This window comes from Rhodoferax mekongensis (genome assembly GCF_032191775.1).
Classification (GTDB): Bacteria; Pseudomonadota; Gammaproteobacteria; order Burkholderiales; family Burkholderiaceae_C; genus Allorhodoferax; species Allorhodoferax mekongensis.
Genome location: NZ_CP132507.1, coordinates 1167949 through 1189957, shown reverse-complemented (window position 1 = coordinate 1189957; position 22009 = coordinate 1167949). Strand labels below are relative to the sequence as shown.

Below are 22009 nucleotides of genomic sequence, written 5' to 3'. Positions count from 1 at the left end.
CCCACAAGTACCGGCCCCGCAGCTGCGGGGCTTTTTTTCGCCCTTACCATCTCGGGCATGTCCACTGCGTCCGTCACCCACCTCCTCTACCTTCACGGTTTCCGCTCGTCGCCTCATTCGCACAAAGCACAGGCCATGGCGGCGTACATGGCGCAGCAGCACCCGCAGGTGCATTGGTGGTGCCCGCAGCTGCCCCCCTCACCAAGGGCAGCGATGGAGCTGTTGTTGAACGGTATTGCGGATTGGCCGCGCGACAGCATGGCGGTCGTCGGCTCCTCGCTGGGTGGCTTCTATGCCACCCACATAGCCGAGGCCACAGAATGTCGGGCCATGCTGATCAACCCGGCAGTGGACCCTGCACGGGATTTGGGCAAATACATAGGCGAGAACCGCCAATGGCATGCCCCTGAGGAAAGCTTTTTCTTTTTGCCCGAATATGTAGACGAGCTGCGCACCCTGCAGGTCGGCGAATTGCAGCACCCACAGCGCTACCGCGCCCTCCTGGCCAAAGGGGATGAGGTACTGGACTGGCGCGAAATGCATGCCCGCTACGGCCACACGCAGGTCACGCTGCTGGAAGGCGGGGACCATGCCCTGACCGGTTTTGAGGAATACCTGCCGGATTTCGCCCGGTTTATGGGGCTGCCCCCGAACAAATGAGGGGTGCAAGCCCCTGCATCCGGAGCGGGTAGTTTTGCGGGGACAATCTCCCCCTATGTTTGTACTGTTTGAAGAAGCCGGAAAATTCATGGCCGGCCGTGTCCTGTCCGAGGCGGAAGCCTCTGCGCAGGTGGAGCTGGATTCCGGCAAGCGCGTCAAAGTCAAGGGCGCCAACATCCTGATCAAGTTTGAAAAGCCCGCTCCGGCGGAGTTCGTTGCGGCCGCCCAAGCGCAGGCAGCCGGCATCGAGCTGGATATGGCCTACGAGTTCGCGCCCGACGAAGAGTTCGGCTTCGCGGACCTGGCCAAAGACTACTTTTCCGCCCAAGCCAGCCAGGCGGAGCAGGCGGGCATGCTGTTCAAGCTGTTCGACACCCCGCACTACTTCCGCCGTGCTGGCAAAGGTCGCTTCAAAAAGGCGCCTGCCGAAATCATTGCCCAGGCTTTGGCTGCGATTGAGAAAAAGCGCCTGATTGCCGAGCAAATCAACCATTGGGCCCAAGAGCTGGCTGCGGGCAGCTGCCCGCAGGCTATCAAGGACCAGCTGTACAAGATCCTGTTCAAGCCGGACAAGAACGCCCCTGAGTACAAGGCCGTGGTCGAGGCCAGCCGGACCACCCACATTGCGCCTCTTGATCTGCTGCAAAAGGCCGGTGCGATTGCTTCGCCCTACCTGTTCCACTGGAAACGCTTTTTGCTGGAGAACTTCCCCAAGGGCACCGGCTTTCCCGCCATTAGCGCACCCGCCATTGCCGACGAGTTGCCGGTGGCGGCCTTACAGGCCTTTTCGATTGACGATTCCCAGACCACTGAAATTGACGACGCCCTGAGCGTGCAAGGCCTGGGCTCCGGCACCGTGACCGTGGGCATCCACATCGCCGCGCCCGGCCTGGCCGTGCAGCCCGGCAGCCCGGTGGACGTGCTGGGCCGCGCCCGCCTGTCCACGGTGTACATGCCGGGCTACAAGGTCACCATGTTGCCCGACGAGGTAGTGCAGACCTACACCCTGATGGAAGGGAGGGATTGCCCGTCCGTCTCGCTCTATGTCACCTTCAACGAGGAGACGCTGGAGATCACCAACAGCGAGACCAAGCTGGAACGTGTGCCGATTGCCCACAATCTGCGCCACGACCAGCTCGACAGCGTGGTCACCGAGCAGTGGCTGACCGACGCGTCGTTTAACCATGACAATGACGTCCAGCCCGCAGCAGGTCTGCGCGAGCAGCTATCATTTTTGCACCGCTTGGCGCGCGACCTGAAAGCCAAGCGCGAGATCGTGCGCGGCAAACCCGAGACCTTCAACCGCCCGGACTACAACTTCCGCCTGCAAGGCAACGACGGCGCTGAGCCGCAAGGCGACGAGACGGTGCTCATCAGCATCCGCCAGCGCGGCGCCCCGCTGGACCTGATCGTGGCCGAAGCCATGATTCTGGCCAACAGCACCTGGGGCAGCTGGCTCGCCGAGATGGGCGTGCCCGGCATCTACCGAAGCCAGGCATCGCTGGCACCCGGCGTCAAGGTACGCATGGGCACCAAGGCCTTGCCGCATGCGGGTATCGGCGTCAAAGCGTATTCGTGGGCGACCTCGCCACTGCGCCGCTACACCGACCTGGTCAACCAGTGGCAGATCATTGCCTGTGCCCGCCATGGCAAGACGGCGGCTTTGGTCGCCCCCTTTAAGCCTAAGGACGCGGAGCTGTTCGCCATCATCTCGTCGTTTGATGCGGCCTACAGCGCCTACAACGGCTATCAGGGCGCCATGGAGCGGTTCTGGACCATGCGTTACGCGCAGCAGCACGGCATCACCGAGCTCACCGCCAGCCTGTTCAAAGACGGCATGGTGCGCGCGGACGACATTCCGCTGGTGCTGCCCGTCCTGGGTGCGCAGGGACTGCCCCGCCACGCCAAGGTGCGCGTCAAGCTGGGGGAGATGGACCTCATCACCCTGGATGTGCAAGGCACGGTGCTGGAACGTCTGGATGCTCCGGTGGAAGCCGACAACCAGGACGAAGAGGACGACGGCGACGACGAGGTGGCCGGCCCGATCGCGATTGCGGTGGATGTGAACGAAGCGCCTGAAGCCGGCGGCGATAATCCCACCCCGTGACGCTCCCCAAACTCACCACACTTCAATGGGCCCTGGGTGTATCCATCGCGATACACGGAGTGCTGCTGACAGTGCGCTTTGTGGATCCGGAGGCTTTCAACCGCGTGTTTGAAGACAAGCCGCTGGAAGTCATCCTGGTCAATGCCAAGAGCAACGAGAAACCGGACAAAGCGCAGGCCATCGCCCAGACCAATATGGCCGGCGGCGGCGATGTGGAAAAAGGCCGCGCGACCAGCCCGCTGCCCCCGTCCGCGCTGACGGATATCGGCGACTCGCTGGAAGAAGAAAGCGCCCGCAAGCTCCAAAGCCTGCAGGAGCAGCAGAACCTGTTGCTCGCGCAGGTCAAAAACCAGCTCGCCGCCCTGCCCCCACCCGACCCCAGCAAGCTGGCCGACAAGGCAGAGGCCGCCGAGCGGGAAGAAAAGCGCAAACAGCTCATCAAGCTGCTGGCCGAGATTGAGCGGCGCATCAACATGGAAAATTCACGGCCCAAAAAGCGGTATGTGAGCCCAGCCGTGCGTGAAGAGGTGTATGCGGTGTACTACGACCAGCTGCGCCAGTCCATTGAAGAAAAAGGCACCGAGAACTTTCCGCAAAGCGGCGGCAAAAAGCTCTACGGCGAGCTGACCATGATCGTCACCATCAACTTCGATGGGCGCGTACTCGACACCGAAGTCGTGCAGAGCTCCGGCAATCCGGTGCTCGACAAGCGGGCGCAGGCTATTGCGCGGTCTGCAGGCCCCTTCGGGAACTTCAATGCAGCCATGCGCCGCCAGGCCGACCAGATTCTGGTGGTGTCCCGCTTTAAATTCACCCGCGAAGAGACGCTGGAAGCAAAGGTCTCGTCCTCAACCTCACAATGAAGCAGGTGCTGCGTTTGGTCGTGCTGTGCGCGCTGGCTTTTGTAGCGCTGCAGTTGTACTTCGTGGGCCGCATTGCCACCATGGTGGTCTTAGACCCGCAGTCCACCGCCTTTGAGCGCTCCGAGGCGTACCGGGTCACGACCGAAACCGGCGCCTTGCGATGGCGGCAGGAATGGATGCCTTATGACCGCATCTCTGACAACCTGAAGCGCGCCGTCATTGCCTCTGAAGACGATGGTTTCAGCCAGCATGATGGCGTCGACTGGGATGCCCTGGAGAAGGCCTGGGCCAAAAACGCCAAGGCGGAACAGCGTGCCGAGCAGCGCAAAACGACCAAGCCGCCCAAGATTGTGGGCGGCTCCACCATCACCCAGCAGCTGGCCAAGAACCTGTTTTTGTCGGGTGAGCGGACACTGCTTCGTAAGGGGCAGGAGTTTGTGCTCACCATGTTGCTGGAGCATTTGCTGAGCAAGCAGCGCATCCTGGAGATTTACCTCAACAGCGTGGAATGGGGTGAAGGCGTATTCGGTGCAGAAGCTGCAGCCCAGCACTATTTCCGCAAGCCCGCCAGCAAGCTCAGCGCCTACGAGGCGGCCCGTTTGGCCGTGATGTTGCCACGCCCCAAATTTTTCGAGAAGACACCCAACTCGGGCTACCTGAGCAGCCGCGCCGGCACCATCGTGGCGCGGATGAAGGACGCGCAGTTGCCCTAAGTCTTGTTTGACCTGAGGTGCTGTTGCACATGCCCGCAGCGGAACAGGGGTGAGCCCCGCCGCTCGTGTCCCCCGGCCTTCGGCCTCCGCCTTGACCTCGCTGTGGGACTCCCCCCTGTTCCACTGCTGGAATCGAATGCGAACCTGCATTTAATGCCCGACTCTGTCCAGACCATCGGAAGCTGTGGGCGGGGTGTTCTGCATAGTGAGGTCAAGGAGGAGCGCGCAGCGCGGGGGACACGAACGGCGCAGAGCATCCCGCCCACAGCTTCCAGCGCCAACCAACCATTCTCGCTTGACAGTCACACCAAGCACCAGAAGCGACACATCCGCTCTGTATCATCCCCGCCATGCTTGCCAAGTTGATGAGTTACTTTCTGTTGGGCCTGATCCGCTTCCTCACCGGCGCGCAAGCGCGCTGGCACGGATGCCCTCCCAAGGCCGAACAGCGCATCTATTTCGCCAACCACCAGAGCCATGCCGATCTGGTCATGATCTGGGCTGCACTTCCCAAAGAGCTGCGTCACATCACCCGCGCCATTGCCGCGAAAGACTATTGGACCAAGTCGCCCTTCAAAAAATGGCTCACCACTGAGGTCTTCCACGTGATCTACGTCTCCCGCGACCGCAGCTCTGAGGAAGACCCCTTGGAACCGCTGATCGAGGCGCTGGCCAATGGTGATTCCATCATCCTGTTCCCCGAAGGCACCCGCGGCCACACCGGCGAACCACAGCCCTTCAAGGCCGGACTCTACAACCTGGCCACCCGCTTCCCGAACGTGGTGCTGGTCCCCGCGTGGATCAACAATGTGCAACACGTGCTGCCCAAGGGCGAGGTGGTGCCGGTGCCGGTGCTCTGCTCGGTCACCTTTGGCGCGCCCATGCAAGTCGGAGAAGGCGAAGAGCGCCGAGCCTTTCTGGACAGAGCGCGCAGCGCAGTCGTAGCCCTGCGGGACGTGTAAAACAGCTATGTATTTCTATCTCAAGAATCTCGGCCCCACACAGCAGGTCGGAGCCCTCTTCATCATCGTTTTCGGTTTGCTGCTGCTGGCCAGCATCGTGGCCTTCGTCATGTCGCTGCGCGAATACGGGGATGATGAAGCCGGCGACCGCCGCCGCGGTGAGCTGAAAAATCTGGACGGCATCATCCGCACCAGTTGGTTCATGGTGTTTGTGTTCTGGATCGGCTGGCTCAGCGGCCCGCTGGTCGCACTCACCCTGTTTGGCGGCGTATCGTTCTTTGCGCTGCGCGAGTTCATGACGCTGTCGCCCACCCGGCTGGGCGACCATCGCAGTCTGGTGCTGGCATTTTTTGTCGTGCTGCCGCTGCAGTACTGGCTGGTGGCTACCGAACATTTCGACATGTTTGCAGTGTTCATTCCGGTCTATGTATTCCTGGCCTTGCCGGTCGCCAGCGCACTGGCCAATGACCCGCTGCGCTTTCTGGAGCGCAATGCCAAGCTGCAGTGGGGCATCATGGTGTGCATCTACGGCATGAGCCATGTGCCTGCGCTCTTGATGCTCAAGTTCCCTGGCTACGACCACAAGAACGCATTCATGGTCTTCTTCCTGGTGCTGGTGGTGCAGTTCTGCATGGCAGTGCAGCACCTTGTGTCCCGCAAGCTCAAGCTGCCACCGGCAGCACCTGCCATCAGCCAGAGCTTCAACTGGCCCAGTTGGTGGATAGGCGTGTTTGTGGCAAGCCTTTTCGGGGCGCTGTTGGCCGGCATCACGCCTTGGGTACCTGGTACCGCATTTGCGTTTTCCTTCATCGCCTGCGTGGCGGGTTCCATGGGGCATTTTGTAATGAAGGCCCTGAAGCGCGACCGCGGCATTCCCAGCTGGGGCGGGCCGGTGCGCTCTGTCACAGGTGCCGGTGGACTGCTGGACCGGGTGGATGCCCTGTGCTTCGCGGCACCGGTTTTCTTCCACTCCGCCAGATGGTATTTTGACCTCTAGCGCACGTATATATTGCGCGAGCAGCTCCTGATTTCATAGCATGCGAATCCTTGGCATTGACCCCGGCTTGCGCACCACCGGCTTCGGCGTGGTGGACGTGGTGGGCGCCGATGTGCGCTATGTGGCCAGCGGGACCATACGCACTGAGCACTTGGATACGCGAGCACTGCCGGCGCGTCTGAAGATTCTGTTTGACGGCATCGGCGAAGTCGTGGAGCGCTACCAGCCCACCTGTGCCTCAGTGGAAATTGTGTTCGTCAACGTGAACCCGCAGTCCACCCTGCTGTTAGGCCAGGCCCGTGGCGCGTTGGTGACCGCACTGGTGTGCGCAAACCTGCCCGTTGCGGAGTACACCGCGCTGCAGATGAAACAAGCCGTGGCTGGACACGGACGCGCGCACAAGGACCAGATTCAGGAAATGGTGAAGCGCCTGCTGCACTTGCCCGGACTGCCCGGCCCTGATGCCGCGGATGCGCTGGGCCTCGCCATTACGCACGCCCATGCCGGAAAGTCCATGGCCTTGTTGGCGGGAGCCAACGGTGTGGGGGGCAACGGAAAAATCCGCTACCGGGATGGTCGTAGCCAATAGAATTTCCGGATCAGGCACCTTTACAGATTACGGTCCATGCAGCTCACAGCGCTCTTACGTCGGATTGCCTCCACTGCACTGTGGGCATTGGCAGCGATGGGGGGCTTGCAAGCCCAGACACTCACCGGCTACACCGAGCAGTGGCCACCCTACAACTTTGAGGAGTCTGGCGAAGTCAAGGGCATTGCCAGTGATGTGCTCAGAGCGGTCTGTGCAGATGCCAAGCTGACTTGCAAGCTCAATCTCGTACCGTGGGCTCGCGCTTACAAGATCGTGAGCAATCTGCCGGACACGGTACTTTTCACTACGGCGCGCAAGGCGTCACGTGAGAAAGAGTTTCTCTGGGTCGGCCCCCTGCTCCCGCGCAGCACCTGGGTGTATGTCAAAACCGTGCCGGACAAAGGAAGCGTCGCCAACCGGGAGATCAGCCAGCTCCGTTTTGGCGTCGTGCGGGATGAGGCCGCCCGCCAGGACCTGATTCAAGCCGGGGTACCCGCAAGCTCCATGATTGAGGACAGCTCCAACGCGGCGGTGCTGCGCCTGCTGTTGGCCGATGCAGTAGACGCCATGGTGGATACCGAAGTGGGAATGGCTTGGAGCCTGCGCAGTGCCAACCTGCCGCCCGGCACTATCACCAGACTCTCCAAACTCAGTGAAGACGGTGCTTACTACTTCGCCCTGAACCTGCAAACCGACCCGGCCGTGGTGCAGCGCTTACAGGCATCACTGGACAAGCTGCGGCGCAGCGGGCGCCTGGACGCGATTACCCGCCAGTATTCCAGCGGCCTTTGAGAGGGTTTAGACCTTGGTGTCCAGCAGGGCGCCAGCCATTTTGTCTTGGGTCTTGAATACCGCCAGATTGGCGATAAAGCTGTTTTTGGCTTGCAACTGGGTCACCACGTCCTGCTCCAAGGCATTCCCTGCGGTACTGGCCTCTCGCACGCTGGTAGTCACTCCACCGCCGCTCTGTGCGGTTTGCACGGTTTCCTGGCGCTTGAAGCCTTCGGTCGCGAGATTGGCCACGTTATGGGCGCTCGCATTCAAGCTGGTTTGGGCCGCATTCAAACCGGACAAAGCGATAGAGGAAATGGAATTCATGGGCAACTGCCTCGGGCTATTTCCCGCGGGAATCAGGATGTCCCATTATCGGCAGCGGATGAGCGCAGGCAAGCGCTGACCGGATAAACGGCAGGGTTACCAGGCGCGCGCGGGCTGGGCAAAGCCCTGCGGGGCCTGCTTGACGTCTTCAAACGTCACGACCTCCCAGGCTTCCGGGTGGGCCTGGAGTTCGCGCAACAGCTTGTTGTTCAAGGCGTGGCCGGAGCGGCGTGCGCTGTAGGCGGCCAACAGGGGTTTGCCCACGATGTACAGGTCGCCGATGGCGTCCAGAATCTTGTGCTTCACAAACTCGTCGTCGTATCGCAGGCCGTCGGCATTGAGGACCTTGTAGTCGTCCATCACGATGGCGTTGTCCAAGCCGCCCCCCAGGGCCAAGCCGTTGGATCGCATCATTTCGACATCTTTGGTAAATCCGAAGGTGCGTGCACGGGCAATGTCGCGCGAGTAGCTGTCGGTGCTGAGATCAAACTCTACCTTCTGGCCGGTGGAATCCACGGCGGGATGGTTGAAGTCGATCTCGAAACTCAGTTTGTAGCCGTGGTACGGGTCCAAGCGGGCCCACTTTTCATTGGCACCTTCGCCCTCGCGGACTTCGACCGGGCGGGTCAAGCGGATGAAACGTCGTGGGGCGTTCTGCAACTCGATGCCCGCGCTTTGCAGCAGAAACACGAACGATGCCGCAGAGCCGTCAAGGATGGGCACTTCTTCGGCCGTGATGTCGACGAACAGGTTGTCCACGCCCAGACCGGCGCAAGCCGACATCAAATGCTCCACGGTATGCACTTTGGCGTTGCCGCAGGACAGGGTGGAGGCCAGGCGCGTATCCGTCACCGACTCCGCTGACACCACGATGTCCGGTGCATTCGGCAAGTCCACCCGTCTGAACACGATGCCCGTATCCGGAGCAGCAGGGCGCAAGGTGATCTCGACACGTTGGCCGCTATGCAGGCCCACGCCGACGGCGCGGGTCAGGGATTTGAGTGTTCGTTGTTTCAGCACAGGTCTATTGTAAAAGTAGCGCAAATAACCTCCGGAGCGCGTGCCTCAGCCCAGAAACACCGTGGAACCGGCTCAGCCGGGCCACAGGTGTTGCCCCCTGCAAGGGGGGAGCGGCCACACGCAGTGGGCAAGCCGGGGGGTGTGCCCCATTTCCCCGCCGGGCCGTCCCAAGGGGAAACGCGCCCCCATGGGGGGCAGCGACCCGCTCAGCAGCGGAGCGTGGGGGCAGTATCAATCCGCCTGCTTGCGCAAGAAAGCAGGGATCTCGTAGTCATCCATGCCGCCGCTGGAGAGCGCATCCACCTTGGCTGCCGCCTGCGTGCGGTTGGTACGCCACACGCTGGGGGTTGCCATGCTGCCGTAGTCAGGTTGTGCCACGGCTGCACCGGCGTTGCCCATCGAAGCGGTAGTTCCAGCGGGGCTGGCAATCGTATTCAGGGTCGGCACATGGAAGGGCACATTGTCGGTACCGGTACGCAGCACTTGCAGCGGAGGCGCGGTGCGGCGGGCACCGCCTTGGCGGCTCAGTCCGGTAGCGATCACGGTCACGCGAATCTCGTCGCCCAACTTCTCGTCGTTGGCAGTGCCGTAAATGACATGCGCGTCCGGAGATGCGCAGGCACGGATGGTCTCCATGGCCATCTTGGACTCCTTCAGCTTCAAGGAACCCTTGCACGCAGAGATCAGCACCAGCACGCCCTTTGCGCCGGACAAGTCCACGCCTTCCAGCAGTGGGCACGCCACGGCTTGCTCAGCAGCAATGCGGGCACGGTCCGGGCCACTGGCCGTCGCGGTACCCATCATGGCCTTACCGGGCTCGCCCATCACGGTGCGCACGTCTTCAAAGTCGGCGTTGATTTCACCCTTGACGTTGATAATTTCCGCAATGCCGCCCACGGCGTTCTTCAGCACGTCGTTGGCATGGGCAAAGGCTTCGTCCTGGGAGACATCGTCGTCCAGCACTTCCAGCAGCTTTTCGTTGAGCACCACGATCAGGGAGTCCACATTGGCTTCCAGCTCGGCCAGACCGGAGTCAGCGTTGCTCATGCGGCGGCCGCCTTCAAAATCGAAAGGCTTGGTCACCACGCCCACGGTCAGGATGCCCATTTCCTTGGCCACTTTGGCGATCACAGGTGCTGCGCCGGTACCAGTGCCGCCGCCCATGCCTGCAGTGATGAAGAGCATGTGTGCGCCTTCGATCGCTTGGCGGATGTCGGCCTCTGCCTGCACAGCGGCTTCGCGGCCCTTGTCGGGCTTGCTGCCGGCGCCCAGGCCGGTTCCGCCAAGCTGAATGGTTTTGTGAGCAGAGCTGCGGCTCAGAGCCTGCGCGTCGGTGTTGGCGCAAATGAATTCCACACCGCCCACCGAGGTGGTGATCATGTGCTCCACAGCGTTACCGCCGCCGCCGCCCACGCCGATGACCTTGATTTGGGTGCCTTGGTTGAAGGCTTCTTCTTCGATCATTTCGATGCTCATGTTGTTACTCCTGAAAACTTTTTAGAAACTGTTTGAATTGGTATACGGGTCAAAAGGCAAGTGTTCATTTACGAAGGCGGCCCCCCTCTTGCTGACCACCATGAACCTTCTGTGCGGGCGTGCGCACACGCGTTGTGCAGTTGCAGATACTTCATGGTCAAAAGTTCCCCACAAACCAGTCCTTGACAGAACTGAACGCTGACTTCATGGTGCCGGACTTCTGCGCGACCTTGTAGCCGCGCATGCGGGCAATGCGGGCTTCTTCGAGAAGGCCCATCACCGTGGCCGCACGGGGCTGCGCCACCATGTCGGCCAACGCACTGTTGTATTTGGGGATGCCGCGGCGCACGGGCTTGAGGAAGATGTCCTCTCCCAGCTCCACCATGCCGGGCATGATGCAGCTGCCGCCGGTTAGCACTATGCCGCTGGACAGCACTTCTTCATAGCCGGACTCGCGCATCACCTGATTTACCAGGGAGAAGATTTCCTCCACCCGCGGTTCAATCACACCGGCCAGGGCCTGACGGCTCAGCATGCGGGGGCCACGGTCCCCCAGACCGGGCACTTCCACCTGCGTCTCGGGGTCCACCAGCAACTGCTTGGCGTGGCCGGACTCCACCTTGATGTCTTCTGCGTCCTTGGTGGGCGTGCGCAGGGCCATGGCAATGTCACTGGTAATCAGGTCACCCGCAATCGGGATCACAGCGGTGTGACGGATCGCCCCATTGGTGAAGATGGCCACATCGGTGGTGCCGGCGCCAATGTCCACCAAGGCCACACCCAACTCGCGCTCGTCTTCGGTCAATACCGACAGGCTGCTGGCCAGCGGGTTGAGCATGAGCTGCTCGACTTCCAGGCCGCATCGGCGCACGCACTTGATGATGTTTTCGGCCGCACTCTGCGCACCGGTCACGATATGCACTTTGGCTTCGAGGCGGATGCCGCTCATGCCGATGGGCTCGCGCACATCCTGGCCGTCGATGATGAATTCCTGAGGCTCGACCAGCAGCAGGCGCTGGTCGGTCGAGATGTTGATGGCCTTGGCCGTTTCGACCACACGGGCCACGTCGGCCTGCGTCACTTCGCGGTCCTTCACCGCTACCATGCCGCTGCTGTTGATGCCGCGGATGTGGCTGCCGGTGATGCCGGTGTACACCCGGGTGATCTTGCAGTCGGCCATCAGCTCGGCCTCTTTGAGCGCCTGCTGGATGCTGGCGACAGTGGCATCAATGTTGACCACCACACCGCGCTTGAGCCCATTGCTCGGCGCCACGCCGAAACCGGCCAGCTTGAGCTCACCACCGGGCATTACTTCAGCGACCACCGCCATCACCTTGGCAGTGCCGATGTCCAGCCCGACGACAAGATCTTTGTATTCTTTAGCCATAGTTGTACCCTGCTTCGTTTCCGCTATTTCTTGGTGCTGTCCGCTGCCAGCGTGGTAACGCCGCGCAGCTTGACCGCATATCCGTTGGCATGCCGCAAGTCCGCCGATTCGACCGAAGCCGGGGCCCGGCCGTAGCGGGTGGTGACCTGCGTCAGCGTTCTCAAAAACCGTTGGAGGCGCTCAGTGACTTCCTCTGGCGTTCCGCGCCCGAGCTCGATCATGGCGCCCCCGTCCAGACGGGCGCGCCAACTGCCACGACCTGACAAATCCAGCTGCTCCAGCGGCAGCTCCATACCGGCAAACAGAGGGGTCAACGTGCGGTACATCGCCAAGACCTCACCGCTCTGGCCGTCGGGCCCACTGAGCTTGGGCAGTACGTCCTGCTCCACTTCGCCCACGTTGGCTTCAAACACTTCGCCATAGCTGTTGAGTAAGCGCAGTTCCGGCTCGGCACCCCAGTAGGCCACCGCCACATGCTCCTGCAAATCCACCCGCAAGCGGTTCGGAAACTCGCGGCGCACCACCGCGTGGCGCACCCATGGCACCGCCTCAAAAGCGGAGCGCACACGCGCCAGGTCGACCGTGAAAAAAGTGCCATTCAAGCCGGGAGCCACATTGGCCCGCAACGTAAGCGGGCTGTTGTGGTTCATGTCGCCGGTTACCGTGATGCCCTGGATGGAAAACATCGGCAAACGCCCCAGCCAGCGGCCACCGGTCACCACTGCGAGAACGACAAAAGTCATGAACAGGAGCACAGCGGTCCCGTTCATGAGCTTGACGTCCAGCGGAGTGGCGACAGTGGAATTCACGCGTCGGCCTTCCCATCTGTGGCGGTGCTTTGCAGCAGGCGCACACACAGTTCTTCGTAGCTGATGCCGGCTGCACGGGCAGACATGGGCACCAGGGAGTGGCCGGTCATGCCCGGTGAGGTGTTGATTTCCAGCAGGTAGGGTGTGCGGGTCTTGGCATCAATCATGACGTCAGCCCGTGCCCAGCCGCGGCAGCCCAGCACCTGGTAGGCCTTGCACACCAGCGCCTGGATGGCTTCCTCTTCGCCGGCAGGCAAGCCAGCGGGGACCAGGTATTGGGTGGTGTCAGTGAAGTACTTGTTCTGGTAGTCGTAGTTACCTTCGGGCGCCACGATGCGGATCACCGGCAGCGCCTCAGGCGCAGAGCTCGGACCCCACACCGGGCAGGTCACTTCATCACCCGCAATGAACTGCTCGCACAGCACATGGCTGTCGTGTTTGGAGGCCAGTGCATATGCGGCATCGCACTGGTCCGCGCTCATCACCTTGGTGAATCCGATGGAAGAGCCTTCACGTGCGGGCTTCACGATCATGGGTGCGCCCAGCGCCGCAAACGCTGCCTGGGTTTCCGCGGCACTTTTGACCTGCTGCCATGCAGGGGTGGACAAGCCTTCAAAGCGCCAGATGCGCTTGGTCATGACCTTGTCCATGGAGATGCTGGAGGCCATCACGCCGGAGCCGGTGTAAGGAATACCCAGCAATTCGAGCGCGCCCTGCACGGTGCCGTCTTCGCCGAAGCGGCCGTGTAGCGCGATGAAGCAGCGATCAAAGCCCTCGCGCTTGAGTTCATCAAGCGCACGCTCAGAGGGGTCGAAGGCATGGGCGTCCACGCCTTGCGAACGCAGTGCCTTGAGCACGCCACTTCCCGACATCAGCGACACCTCGCGCTCTGCCGAGGCGCCGCCCATCAGCACAGCCACCTTCCCGAGATTCAGATTATTTTGGCTCATAGCGCCCGTCCCTGCTGCGCGAGCAGCTCCTGATTTTGTAGCAATTCAACAATTTTTCCGGGCACGGCGCCAATCGATCCGGCACCCATGCACATCAGCACATCGCCATCGCGCGCGTTGTCGATGGCGGCTTGAGGCATGGCGGCGATGTCGTCCACAAACAGGGGCTCCACCTTGCCGCCAATGCGCAGAGCACGCGCGAGGGACCGGCCGTCTGCCGCCACGATGGGCGCTTCACCGGCGGCATACACCTCGGCCAGCAGCACCGCGTCGGCACCGGCGCCAATGACTTTCACAAAGTCTTCAAAGCAATCGCGCGTGCGGGTGTAACGGTGTGGCTGGAAAGCCAGGACCAGACGCCGCCCGGGGAAGGCGCCGCGTGCGGCTGCCAGCGTGGCGGCCATCTCGACGGGGTGGTGACCGTAGTCATCAATCACCGTGACCGTGCCACCCTGGGGTAAAGCGAGGTCTCCATAGCGCTGGAAGCGGCGTCCCACGCCTTTGAACTCGGCCAGCGCCTTGACGACGGCCGCATCTGGAATGTTCAGCTCCACGGCTACTGCAATGGCCGACAGCGCGTTGAGCACGTTGTGCAGGCCGGGCAAATTCAGCACTACCTCCATATCGGGCAGGACTACACCGTTGCGGCGTTGCACGGTGAAGTGCATCTGGCCGCCCACCGCACGCACATTCACAGCGCGCACTTCAGCGTCTTCGTTGAAGCCATAGCTGGTGATCGGGCAGGTGACCTGCTCGCAGATGTCGCGCACTGCGGGGTCGTCGGTGCACAGAATAGCGGCGCCGTAGAAAGGCATGCGGTGCAGGAAATCGACAAAGGCTTTCTTGAGCTTGCCGAAATCATGCCCGTAGGTTTCCATGTGGTCGGCGTCGATGTTGGTTACCACCGCCATCACGGGAAGGAGGTTCAGGAAGGAGGCATCCGATTCATCGGCCTCGACCACAATGTGGTCGCCGCTGCCCAGTCGCGCATTCGCGCCTGCGCTGTTGAGGCGGCCACCGATCACAAACGTAGGGTCCAAACCGGCTTCTGCCAGCACGCTCGCCACCAGGCTGGTAGTGGTGGTTTTGCCGTGGGTACCGGCGATCGCAATCCCCTGCTTCAGGCGCATGAGCTCAGCGAGCATCAGCGCACGGGGCACGATGGGGATTTTCATCTCGCGGGCGCGGAGAACTTCGGGGTTGTCAGACTGCACCGCCGTGGAAGTGACCACGGCGTCCGCACCGGTCACGTTCTCTGCCGCGTGGCCCACGTAGGTCTTGATGCCCAAAGCGGCCAGGCGGCGGGTGGTGGCGTTATCAGCCAGGTCGGAGCCGGAGATCTCGTAGCCGAGGTTGCTCAGCACTTCGGCTATGCCGGACATACCGGCGCCGCCCACGCCGACGAAATGAATGTGTTTGACTGCGTGCTTCATGTCGCAAGCTCCTCGCAGGCGGCCACCACGGCTTCGGTGGCGTGTAGTTTTTGCATCTTTTTGGCTCCCAGCGCCCGCTGCATCAGCGCGGACCGCTCTGTTTTCAATAGCATCTCAGCCAACACTTCGGGGCTCAGGGTGGCTTGCGGCAACAGCCAGCCACCGCCCTGGTCGACCAGAAAGCGGGCATTGAAGGTCTGGTGGTCATCCACCGCAGCCGGAAACGGCACAAACGCCGCAGCCGCGCCCACGGCGGCCAACTCGGTCACCGTGCTGGCGCCAGCCCGGCAAATGACCAGATCGGCATCGGCAAAAGCCTGCGCGGTGTTGTCAATGAAAGGGGTGATAGTGACCCCCACGCTTGTCGCTTCGCGTACTACGCTGCCCCCATTACCGGAGGGGTCGCTGCGCACCGGGACCTTCGCGTCTTGGGGCTTCCCGGCGACGCTCATGTGGACCGCAATACCAGCCGCTGCATAGTTGGCCCGCAACTCGTCAATCTGTTTTTCGCCAGCCTGGTGCGTCACCACGGGGCGCTGGGCTTCGGGAATCAGCGCCAGGGCTTGGGGGACCACGGTATTGAGTGCACGGGCACCCAGGCTGCCACCCACCACCAGCACCTTGAGCGGGCCGCTGCGGCCGGCAAAGCGCACTTCAGGCGCAGGCAGGTTCAAGAACTCAGCGCGCAAAGGGTTACCTACCCATTCCGCCTTGGGCATGGCGTTCGGGAAGGCCGAGAACACGCGGTCTGCCACACCGGCCAACACCTTGTTGGCCATGCCGGCCACCGAGTTCTGCTCATGCAGCACCAAAGGTTTGCCGCACAGCACGCCCATCATGCCGCCGGGGAAGGTGATGTAGCCGCCCAGGCCCACCAGCACGTCAGGCTTCACACGGCGCACCACCAGCAGGCTTTGCCAGAAGGCGCGCAGCAGCTTGAGCGGCAGCAGTGCCAATGTCTTGATGCCTTTGCCGCGCACGCCACCAAACTCCACCAACTCCAGCGGAATGCCGCGGATCGGCACGATGCGGCTTTCCATGCTGCCGGGGGCACCCAGCCAGTGCACGCGCCAGCCTTTGTCCCGCAGCGCTTGGGCCACGGCCAGCCCCGGGAAAATGTGCCCACCCGTACCGCCGGCCATGATGAGAGCGACTTTTTGCGTCATACCCGCCCCCCATGCATCAACCATGTCGCATTCGCGCCCTGCAACGCTTGCGCGTTGTGCCGGTTTTGCCGAATCAGACAACTCATACACGGCCTCCGTGCATGAGTTGTCTGTTTTCATAGTCCACACGCAAGACCACGGCGATGGCGACGAGATTGATCAGGATGGCGGAGCCGCCATAGCTCATGAGTGGCAGGGTCAGGCCTTTGGTGGGTAGAGCACCCAGATTCACGCCCATGTTGATGAAGGCCTGAAAGCCCATCCACACGCCCACACCTTGGGCCACCAGACCGGCAAAGACGCGGTCCAGCGCGATGGCCTGGCGGCCGATATGCATGATGCGGCGGGTCATCCACAAGAACATTCCAATCACGGCGACCACCCCGACCAAGCCGAACTCCTCGCCGATCACGGCCAGTAAAAAGTCGGTATGCGCCTCGGGCAGCCAGTGCAGTTTTTCCACACTACCACCCAGACCGACACCGAAGATTTCGCCCCGACCGATGGCGATCAGGGAGTGGGAGAGCTGGTAGCCCTTGCCCATGGAGTACTTGTCGTTCCATGGGTCGAGATAGGCAAAGATGCGCTCCCGGCGCCATTCCGAGAAGGCGATCATCAGCCCGAAAGCCACCACGATCACCGCCGCAATCAGGAAGAACATGCGGGCGTTTACGCCGCCCAAAAAGAGGATGCCCATGGCGATGACGGCAATCACCATGAAGGCGCCCATGTCAGGCTCTGCCAACAGCAGCAAACCGATGACCGCGACTGCCACGGCCATGGGTGCCACCGCGCGGAAGAAGTGCTCTTTCACTTCCATCTTGCGGACCATGTAGTCCGACGCATAGAGCAGCACCGCGAACTTGGCGAGCTCAGAAGGCTGGAAGTTCATCACCCCCAGCGAGATCCAGCGCTTGGCGCCGTTCACACCGCGGCCCACGCCCAGCACCAGAATCAGCAGCACCAGGGAGACCACAAACAACCAGGGCGCAAGGCGCTCCCAGGTCTGGACTGGCACCTGGAAGGCAATCAGTGCCGCCACAAAGGCCACCATCATGGACATGGCGTGACGGGTCACGAAATGGGTGTGGGAATAGAAGGTGAACTTGGGGTTGTCCGGCATAGCGATGGATGCGGAATACACCATCACCAGCCCCCAGAGCAGCAAAGCCACCGTGACCCAGACCAACGGCTGGTCGAAACCCTTGACCTGCGCCGGAGTGGTACTGGCAGAGAACGAGCCACGTCCGCCCAGACGCACAGGAAGGGCACCGGCAGCCTCAGCTTCCTTGGGCGCAAACCAACCCGCGACGAAGTTGGGCATGAACTTCATGGAAGCTGCTCCAACTCAGTGCCGTTGGACAGGGCCAGTTCTTTCACTGCGTCGCAGAACACCTGCGCGCGGTGCTCGTAGTTCTTGAACATGTCAAAGCTGGCACAGGCGGGGGACATGAGCACAGCGTCGCCCGCGTGGGCTTTGGCATTGGCCAGCGTGACGGCGGAAGCCATGCTGTCAGCATCCACCAAAGGAATGCCGGTCAGTTCCAGGGCTGCGCGGATCAGGGGGGCGTCCCGGCCGATCAGCACCACGGCGCGCACATAGCGCTCCACCGGGGCAGCCAAAGGCGCGAAGTCCTGACCTTTACCCTCACCGCCCAGAATGACGACGATGCGGCGGTCAGCGCCCAGGCCCTGCAACGCTGCCACGGTGGCGCCCACGTTCGTACCCTTGCTATCGTCAAAAAACTCGACGTCATTGATGATGCCGACAGGCTCCACGCGATGCGGCTCACCGCGGTACTCGCGCAGACCGTACAAAATGGGGGCCAGCGCACAACCGGCGGAGGCGCACAGTGCCAAAGCTGCCAAGGCATTGCTGGCGTTGTGGCGCCCGCGGATGCGCAAGGCGTCCGCCGGCATCAGGCGCTGGATGTGGATCTCTTCCTCTTCATCCTTGCGGCGCTTGCGCGTTTCGTCTGCTTCCAGCGCACGCACCAGCCACACCATGCCGTTGACGTCTTCGATGCCGAAATCGCCTGGACGTTGGGGCATGTCGGTGCCGAAGGAAATGTAAGCGCGCTCTTGCGGCTTTTGCAGACGCACACGCACAGGCTCCGGACGCATGGCCATGACGGTGGCGTCTTCGCGGTTCAGCACCATCATGCCGCGCTGGCCGAAGATGCGGGCCTTGGCCCCCGCGTAGGCTTGCATGCTGCCGTGCCAATCGAGGTGGTCTTGCGTCACATTGAGCACCACGGCAGCCGTAGGCTCGAAACTCCCTGCAGCATCCAGCTGGAAGCTGGAGAGCTCCAGCACCCAGACGTCTGGCAGGGTGTCTGCTTGCAAATGCTGCGTCAGCGTGTCCAACAACGTGGGGCCGATGTTGCCGGCTACCGCAACGGTTTTGCCCGCATGGGCGATCAGTTGCCCGGTCAGCGAGGTGACAGTCGTCTTTCCGTTGGTGCCGGTAATGGCCAACACCGCGGGCTGGTAAGCACGCACAGTACGCAGCGCGTCCAAGGCCATGGAATACAAGCTCAACTCGCCGCCAACGCTTATGGAATATGCGCTAGCAGCTCCTAAAACAGGAGCAATTTCTTCAGGACTCAAACCTGGCGACCGGTACACGGCGTTCAGGTCGCGCCCTTCCACCAAGGACTCAGAAAACGGACCGGCTACAAATTGCACTTGGGGCAGCTCCTGCTGCAACACGGCCAACTGAGGCGGGGTTTCGCGGGTATCGGCCACCGTCACTTGCGCCGCACCCGTTAACACGCACCAACGGGCCATGGCCAGACCCGAGGCACCCAGTCCCAGAATCAACACTTTGTGACCGGCCAGCGGCGCAAAGACGTGCTCGGCTGCGGGCACTTCTTCTGCCACCGCTTGGTCAACGCTGACCTCCACCACCGTCGACTCTGCCTCTGCAGCCTCTGTTTTTTCCGCCTCGGTTTCCGCGAAGATGCGGGCCACAAACTCGGCAGCCTCTTTGGCAGCGGTCAAGGTCGTGGGCAAGGCCTTGGGGCCGGCGGACGCTGGTGCAGCAGGCAGGTTCTCCACATCCACTGCAGGCACCACCGGCTGAACCTCTTGCGCCATAGGGGCGTGTTGCACCACACCAGCGTCATCGGCCGGTGTCTGCAGGTTTTCAGGCGAAAGGTGCTGCTCGGGCGTAGTCATCGCAATTTCAGGGTGGACAGGCCGACCAGGCAGAGCAGCATGGTGATGATCCAGAAGCGGACCACGACCTGGGTCTCTTTCCAGCCGGACTTCTCGAAGTGGTGATGCAGCGGCGCCATCTTGAGCAGGCGGCGGCCTTCACCGAATTTCTTTTTGGTGTACTTGAACCAGGTGACCTGCAGCATGACCGACAAGGCCTCAGCCACAAAGATGCCCCCCATGATGGCCAACACGATTTCCTGGCGAACGATGACGGCGATGGTGCCCAAAGCGCCCCCCAGTGCCAAGGCACCGACGTCGCCCATGAACACCTGCGCAGGATGGGTGTTGAACCACAGGAAGGCCAGGCCTGCTCCGGCCATGGCGGAGCAGAAAATCAACAACTCGCCTGAGCCGGGAATGTAGGGGAAGAACAGGTACTTGGAGAACACCGAGCTGCCTGTTACGTAAGCAAACACACCCAGCGCGGAACCCACCATTACGACCGGCATGATGGCAAGGCCGTCCAGTCCATCAGTCAGGTTCACCGCATTGCTGGAACCCACAATGACCAGATACGTCATGAGCACAAAGCCCAACACGCCCAGGGGATAGCTCACCTCTTTGATAAAGGGCAGCAACAGGCCGGCTTTGGGGGGCAGGTTCACATCAAAGCCCGAGCGCACCCAATTGAAAAACAGCTCCAGCACCCGCAGGTTGGAACTCTCGGAGATGCTGAACACCAGGTACAGCGCGGCCAGCAGGCCGATCAGGCTTTGCCAGAAATATTTTTCACGGGAGCGCATGCCCTCAGGGTCTTTGTGCACCACCTTGCGCCAATCGTCGACCCAGCCGATCGCACCGAAGCCCAGGGTCACAATGAGCACAATCCAGACAAAGCGGTTGGAAAGATCTGCCCACAGCATCGTGGAGGTGGCAATGCACAAGAGGATGAGTACGCCACCCATGGTGGGCGTACCGCTCTTGGCCAAGTGGGTTTCCATGCCGTAACCACGGATGGGCTGGCCGATCTTCAGGGCGCGCAGACGACGGATCACGGCAGGACCGGCAGCCAGACCGATCAGGAGTGCGGTCAGCGCAGCCATCACGGCACGGAAGGTGAGGTACTGAAATACCCGGAACACGCCGAACTCGGGCGACAAACTTTGCAGCCATTGGGCCAGGCTCAGCAGCATGAAATTTCTCCAAACAAATTAGGCATGACCCGCCACCTCCTGCGCGGGGCGGGCCGACAGGGCCTCCACCACACGTTCCATGCGCATGAAGCGCGAGCCTTTGACGAGCACGCTAGCCACCGCAGGCGCCAAGGCCAAGGCAGCAGCGTTCAGGTCGGCCACATCCTTGAAATGCCGGGCACCCGGCATCTCTTGCACGGCATGGGCACTGGAATCCCCCAGAGCCAACACATGCTCAATGCCTGCATCACGCGCATAGCGACCCGCTTCCGCGTGGAAGGCAGGACCCTGCTCGCCTACTTCACCCATGTCACCCATCACCAACAAGCGCGGGACGGGCAAATCCGCCAGCACATCGATGGCAGCGCGCATGGAATCCGGATTGGCGTTGTAGGTGTCATCCACCAAGGTGAAGTCCAGCGCGCCTTGGCGCACTTGCATGGCGCGGCAGCGGCCCTTGACGGGCACAAAGGCCTCCAGCCCACGTGCCACCGTGATAGCAGGCACGCCAGCGGCCAGCGCGCAAGCCGCTGCGGCCAAGGAATTCTTCACGTTGTGGCGACCTGCTATGGCCAAGCGGTAACGCAGCTCGCCTTGGGGCGTGCCGGCCACGACCTGCCAGGCACCATCCCGCCAGCTTGCGCTGCGCACCACGCAATTTGCGCCAGCGTCACCGCCGGCAAAAGTCGCGACAACACGGCCGGCAGACAGCTCGTGCCATAGAGGGGCGTAATCATCATCCGCAGGAAACACCGCGGTGCCTGTTTCAGGCAAAGAAGACAGTACGCTGCCGTTTTCACGCGCCACCGCTTCAATGGTGTGCATGAACTCCAGGTGCTCACGCTGCGCGTTATTCACCAACGCGACGGTGGGTTGGGCCATGGCCGCCAGCACGGCGATCTCGCCGGGATGGTTCATACCCAGCTCCACCACCGCGATGCGATGCGTTGCACGCATGCGCAAAAGCGTCAATGGTACGCCGATGTCGTTATTGAAGTTACCCACTGTTGCAAGCGCAGCGCCATCGGGCGCGTGTGCATGCAAGATGCTGGCAATCATTTGCGTGACGGTGGTTTTGCCATTGCTGCCGGTCACGGCAATGACGGGCAGATCGAATTGGGCGCGCCAACCTGTGGCCAGGGCCGCCAAGGCCAACTTGCTGTTGTTTACTTCGATACGCGGCAAGCCAGCGGGATAAGCGTTGGCCGTCAGACCTGCATGGCACAGCACGGCGGCTGCGCCCTTGGCCAAGGCTTCATGCAACATGTCGTTGGCATCGAAGCGCTCGCCTTGGAGCGCCACAAACAGGTCGCCAGGTTCAATCGTCCGGGTGTCGGTGTGTACGCGGTGAATGGACGTAGATCCATCGCCTACCAACGTAGCGCCCGGTATCAACTTGAGCGCGTGAGACAGGGTCATCATGG

General features: G+C 61.9%; 20 protein-coding genes. 8 read left to right on the top strand and 12 right to left on the bottom strand.

Annotated elements, in window-relative coordinates; translation table 11 throughout:
• The first annotated feature begins 57 nt into the window (after positions 1-57).
• The 8 genes from RAN89_RS05640 to RAN89_RS05605 all read left to right on the top strand — a co-directional run bounded on the left by RAN89_RS05640 (position 58) and on the right by RAN89_RS05605 (position 7683).
• Positions 58-660: a YqiA/YcfP family alpha/beta fold hydrolase gene (locus RAN89_RS05640; protein WP_313868633.1), complete on the top strand. Its 603-nt coding sequence runs from the start codon at positions 58-60 to the stop codon at positions 658-660.
• 55 nt (positions 661-715) lie between these two features.
• Positions 716-2767 (top strand): ribonuclease catalytic domain-containing protein, encoded by a 2052-nt coding sequence (locus tag RAN89_RS05635; RefSeq protein WP_313868632.1) that lies wholly within the window; start codon positions 716-718, stop codon positions 2765-2767.
• The gene (locus RAN89_RS05630; protein WP_313868631.1) at positions 2764-3630 is read left to right on the top strand and encodes an energy transducer TonB; all 867 of its coding nucleotides are present in this window, start codon (positions 2764-2766) and stop codon (positions 3628-3630) included. The genes RAN89_RS05635 and RAN89_RS05630 overlap by 4 nt, the downstream gene beginning before the upstream one ends.
• Positions 3627-4343: a monofunctional biosynthetic peptidoglycan transglycosylase gene (gene mtgA, locus RAN89_RS05625; protein ID WP_313868630.1), complete on the top strand. Its 717-nt coding sequence runs from the start codon at positions 3627-3629 to the stop codon at positions 4341-4343. The genes RAN89_RS05630 and mtgA overlap by 4 nt, the downstream gene beginning before the upstream one ends.
• Positions 4344-4693: 350 nt before the next feature.
• Positions 4694-5305 carry a lysophospholipid acyltransferase family protein gene (locus RAN89_RS05620; RefSeq protein ID WP_313868629.1) on the top strand — a complete coding sequence of 204 codons (612 nt, stop codon included), beginning with the start codon at positions 4694-4696 and terminating at the stop codon, positions 5303-5305.
• 7 nt (positions 5306-5312) lie between these two features.
• Positions 5313-6302, top strand: coding sequence for a phosphatidate cytidylyltransferase (locus RAN89_RS05615; RefSeq protein ID WP_313868628.1), 990 nt, complete (start codon positions 5313-5315; stop codon positions 6300-6302).
• Positions 6303-6342: 40 nt separating this feature from the next.
• The gene (gene ruvC, locus RAN89_RS05610; RefSeq protein ID WP_087496304.1) at positions 6343-6891 is read left to right on the top strand and encodes a crossover junction endodeoxyribonuclease RuvC; all 549 of its coding nucleotides are present in this window, start codon (positions 6343-6345) and stop codon (positions 6889-6891) included.
• A gap of 36 nt (positions 6892-6927) precedes the next feature.
• On the top strand, positions 6928-7683 hold the full coding sequence (locus RAN89_RS05605; protein WP_313868627.1) for a substrate-binding periplasmic protein: 756 nt from the start codon (positions 6928-6930) through the stop codon (positions 7681-7683).
• Positions 7684-7689: 6 nt separating this feature from the next.
• Here RAN89_RS05605 and RAN89_RS05600 read toward each other — a convergent pair whose 3' ends face one another.
• The 12 genes from RAN89_RS05600 to RAN89_RS05545 all read right to left on the bottom strand — a co-directional run bounded on the left by RAN89_RS05600 (position 7690) and on the right by RAN89_RS05545 (position 22007).
• On the bottom strand, positions 7690-7989 hold the full coding sequence (locus RAN89_RS05600) for a flagellar basal body protein (RefSeq protein WP_087496302.1): 300 nt from the start codon (positions 7987-7989) through the stop codon (positions 7690-7692).
• Between the two features lie 96 nt (positions 7990-8085).
• On the bottom strand, positions 8086-9009 hold the full coding sequence (lpxC, locus tag RAN89_RS05595) for a UDP-3-O-acyl-N-acetylglucosamine deacetylase (RefSeq protein WP_087496301.1): 924 nt from the start codon (positions 9007-9009) through the stop codon (positions 8086-8088).
• A gap of 231 nt (positions 9010-9240) precedes the next feature.
• A complete protein-coding gene (gene ftsZ / locus RAN89_RS05590) occupies positions 9241-10485 on the bottom strand; it encodes a cell division protein FtsZ (protein WP_087496300.1) in 1245 nt (414 codons plus the stop codon).
• Positions 10486-10642: 157 nt separating this feature from the next.
• Positions 10643-11872: a cell division protein FtsA gene (ftsA, locus tag RAN89_RS05585; RefSeq protein WP_087496298.1), complete on the bottom strand. Its 1230-nt coding sequence runs from the start codon at positions 11870-11872 to the stop codon at positions 10643-10645.
• A gap of 23 nt (positions 11873-11895) precedes the next feature.
• Positions 11896-12681 carry a cell division protein FtsQ/DivIB gene (locus RAN89_RS05580; RefSeq protein ID WP_313868626.1) on the bottom strand — a complete coding sequence of 262 codons (786 nt, stop codon included), beginning with the start codon at positions 12679-12681 and terminating at the stop codon, positions 11896-11898.
• The gene (locus RAN89_RS05575; protein ID WP_087496296.1) at positions 12678-13631 is read right to left on the bottom strand and encodes a D-alanine--D-alanine ligase; all 954 of its coding nucleotides are present in this window, start codon (positions 13629-13631) and stop codon (positions 12678-12680) included. Before RAN89_RS05575 ends, RAN89_RS05580 begins: the two co-directional genes overlap by 4 nt.
• A complete protein-coding gene (gene murC, locus RAN89_RS05570; RefSeq protein WP_313868625.1) occupies positions 13628-15064 on the bottom strand; it encodes a UDP-N-acetylmuramate--L-alanine ligase in 1437 nt (478 codons plus the stop codon). Before murC ends, RAN89_RS05575 begins: the two co-directional genes overlap by 4 nt.
• On the bottom strand, positions 15061-16230 hold the full coding sequence (locus RAN89_RS05565; RefSeq protein WP_313868624.1) for a UDP-N-acetylglucosamine--N-acetylmuramyl-(pentapeptide) pyrophosphoryl-undecaprenol N-acetylglucosamine transferase: 1170 nt from the start codon (positions 16228-16230) through the stop codon (positions 15061-15063). Before RAN89_RS05565 ends, murC begins: the two co-directional genes overlap by 4 nt.
• A gap of 82 nt (positions 16231-16312) precedes the next feature.
• The gene (gene ftsW / locus RAN89_RS05560) at positions 16313-17554 is read right to left on the bottom strand and encodes a putative lipid II flippase FtsW (protein ID WP_313869349.1); all 1242 of its coding nucleotides are present in this window, start codon (positions 17552-17554) and stop codon (positions 16313-16315) included.
• A 5-nt stretch (positions 17555-17559) separates the two neighbouring features.
• Positions 17560-19410 (bottom strand): UDP-N-acetylmuramoyl-L-alanine--D-glutamate ligase, encoded by a 1851-nt coding sequence (gene murD / locus RAN89_RS05555; protein ID WP_313868623.1) that lies wholly within the window; start codon positions 19408-19410, stop codon positions 17560-17562.
• Positions 19407-20585: a phospho-N-acetylmuramoyl-pentapeptide-transferase gene (mraY, locus tag RAN89_RS05550; protein WP_313868622.1), complete on the bottom strand. Its 1179-nt coding sequence runs from the start codon at positions 20583-20585 to the stop codon at positions 19407-19409. The genes murD and mraY overlap by 4 nt, the downstream gene beginning before the upstream one ends.
• A gap of 18 nt (positions 20586-20603) precedes the next feature.
• Positions 20604-22007, bottom strand: coding sequence for a UDP-N-acetylmuramoyl-tripeptide--D-alanyl-D-alanine ligase (locus RAN89_RS05545; protein ID WP_428984499.1), 1404 nt, complete (start codon positions 22005-22007; stop codon positions 20604-20606).
• Between the last annotated feature and the right edge of the window lie 2 nt (positions 22008-22009).

What these genes read in the sequence shown, in the direction of transcription:
- RAN89_RS05640 (WP_313868633.1), top strand. Translation starts at nt 58, where the DNA reads ATGTCCACTGCGTCCGTCACCCACCTCCTCTACCTTCACGGTTTCCGC.
- RAN89_RS05635 (WP_313868632.1), top strand. Translation starts at nt 716, where the DNA reads ATGTTTGTACTGTTTGAAGAAGCCGGAAAATTCATGGCCGGCCGTGTC.
- mtgA (WP_313868630.1), top strand. Translation starts at nt 3,627, where the DNA reads ATGAAGCAGGTGCTGCGTTTGGTCGTGCTGTGCGCGCTGGCTTTTGTA.
- RAN89_RS05620 (WP_313868629.1), top strand. Translation starts at nt 4,694, where the DNA reads ATGCTTGCCAAGTTGATGAGTTACTTTCTGTTGGGCCTGATCCGCTTC.
- RAN89_RS05615 (WP_313868628.1), top strand. Translation starts at nt 5,313, where the DNA reads ATGTATTTCTATCTCAAGAATCTCGGCCCCACACAGCAGGTCGGAGCC.
- ruvC (WP_087496304.1), top strand. Translation starts at nt 6,343, where the DNA reads ATGCGAATCCTTGGCATTGACCCCGGCTTGCGCACCACCGGCTTCGGC.
- RAN89_RS05605 (WP_313868627.1), top strand. Translation starts at nt 6,928, where the DNA reads ATGCAGCTCACAGCGCTCTTACGTCGGATTGCCTCCACTGCACTGTGG.
- RAN89_RS05600 (WP_087496302.1), bottom strand. Translation starts at nt 7,989, where the DNA reads ATGAATTCCATTTCCTCTATCGCTTTGTCCGGTTTGAATGCGGCCCAA.
- ftsZ (WP_087496300.1), bottom strand. Translation starts at nt 10,485, where the DNA reads ATGAGCATCGAAATGATCGAAGAAGAAGCCTTCAACCAAGGCACCCAA.
- ftsA (WP_087496298.1), bottom strand. Translation starts at nt 11,872, where the DNA reads ATGGCTAAAGAATACAAAGATCTTGTCGTCGGGCTGGACATCGGCACT.
- RAN89_RS05575 (WP_087496296.1), bottom strand. Translation starts at nt 13,631, where the DNA reads ATGAGCCAAAATAATCTGAATCTCGGGAAGGTGGCTGTGCTGATGGGC.
- murC (WP_313868625.1), bottom strand. Translation starts at nt 15,064, where the DNA reads ATGAAGCACGCAGTCAAACACATTCATTTCGTCGGCGTGGGCGGCGCC.
- RAN89_RS05565 (WP_313868624.1), bottom strand. Translation starts at nt 16,230, where the DNA reads ATGACGCAAAAAGTCGCTCTCATCATGGCCGGCGGTACGGGTGGGCAC.
- ftsW (WP_313869349.1), bottom strand. Translation starts at nt 17,554, where the DNA reads ATGCCCAACTTCGTCGCGGGTTGGTTTGCGCCCAAGGAAGCTGAGGCT.
- murD (WP_313868623.1), bottom strand. Translation starts at nt 19,410, where the DNA reads ATGACTACGCCCGAGCAGCACCTTTCGCCTGAAAACCTGCAGACACCG.
- mraY (WP_313868622.1), bottom strand. Translation starts at nt 20,585, where the DNA reads ATGCTGCTGAGCCTGGCCCAATGGCTGCAAAGTTTGTCGCCCGAGTTC.
- RAN89_RS05545 (WP_428984499.1), bottom strand. Translation starts at nt 22,007, where the DNA reads ATGATGACCCTGTCTCACGCGCTCAAGTTGATACCGGGCGCTACGTTG.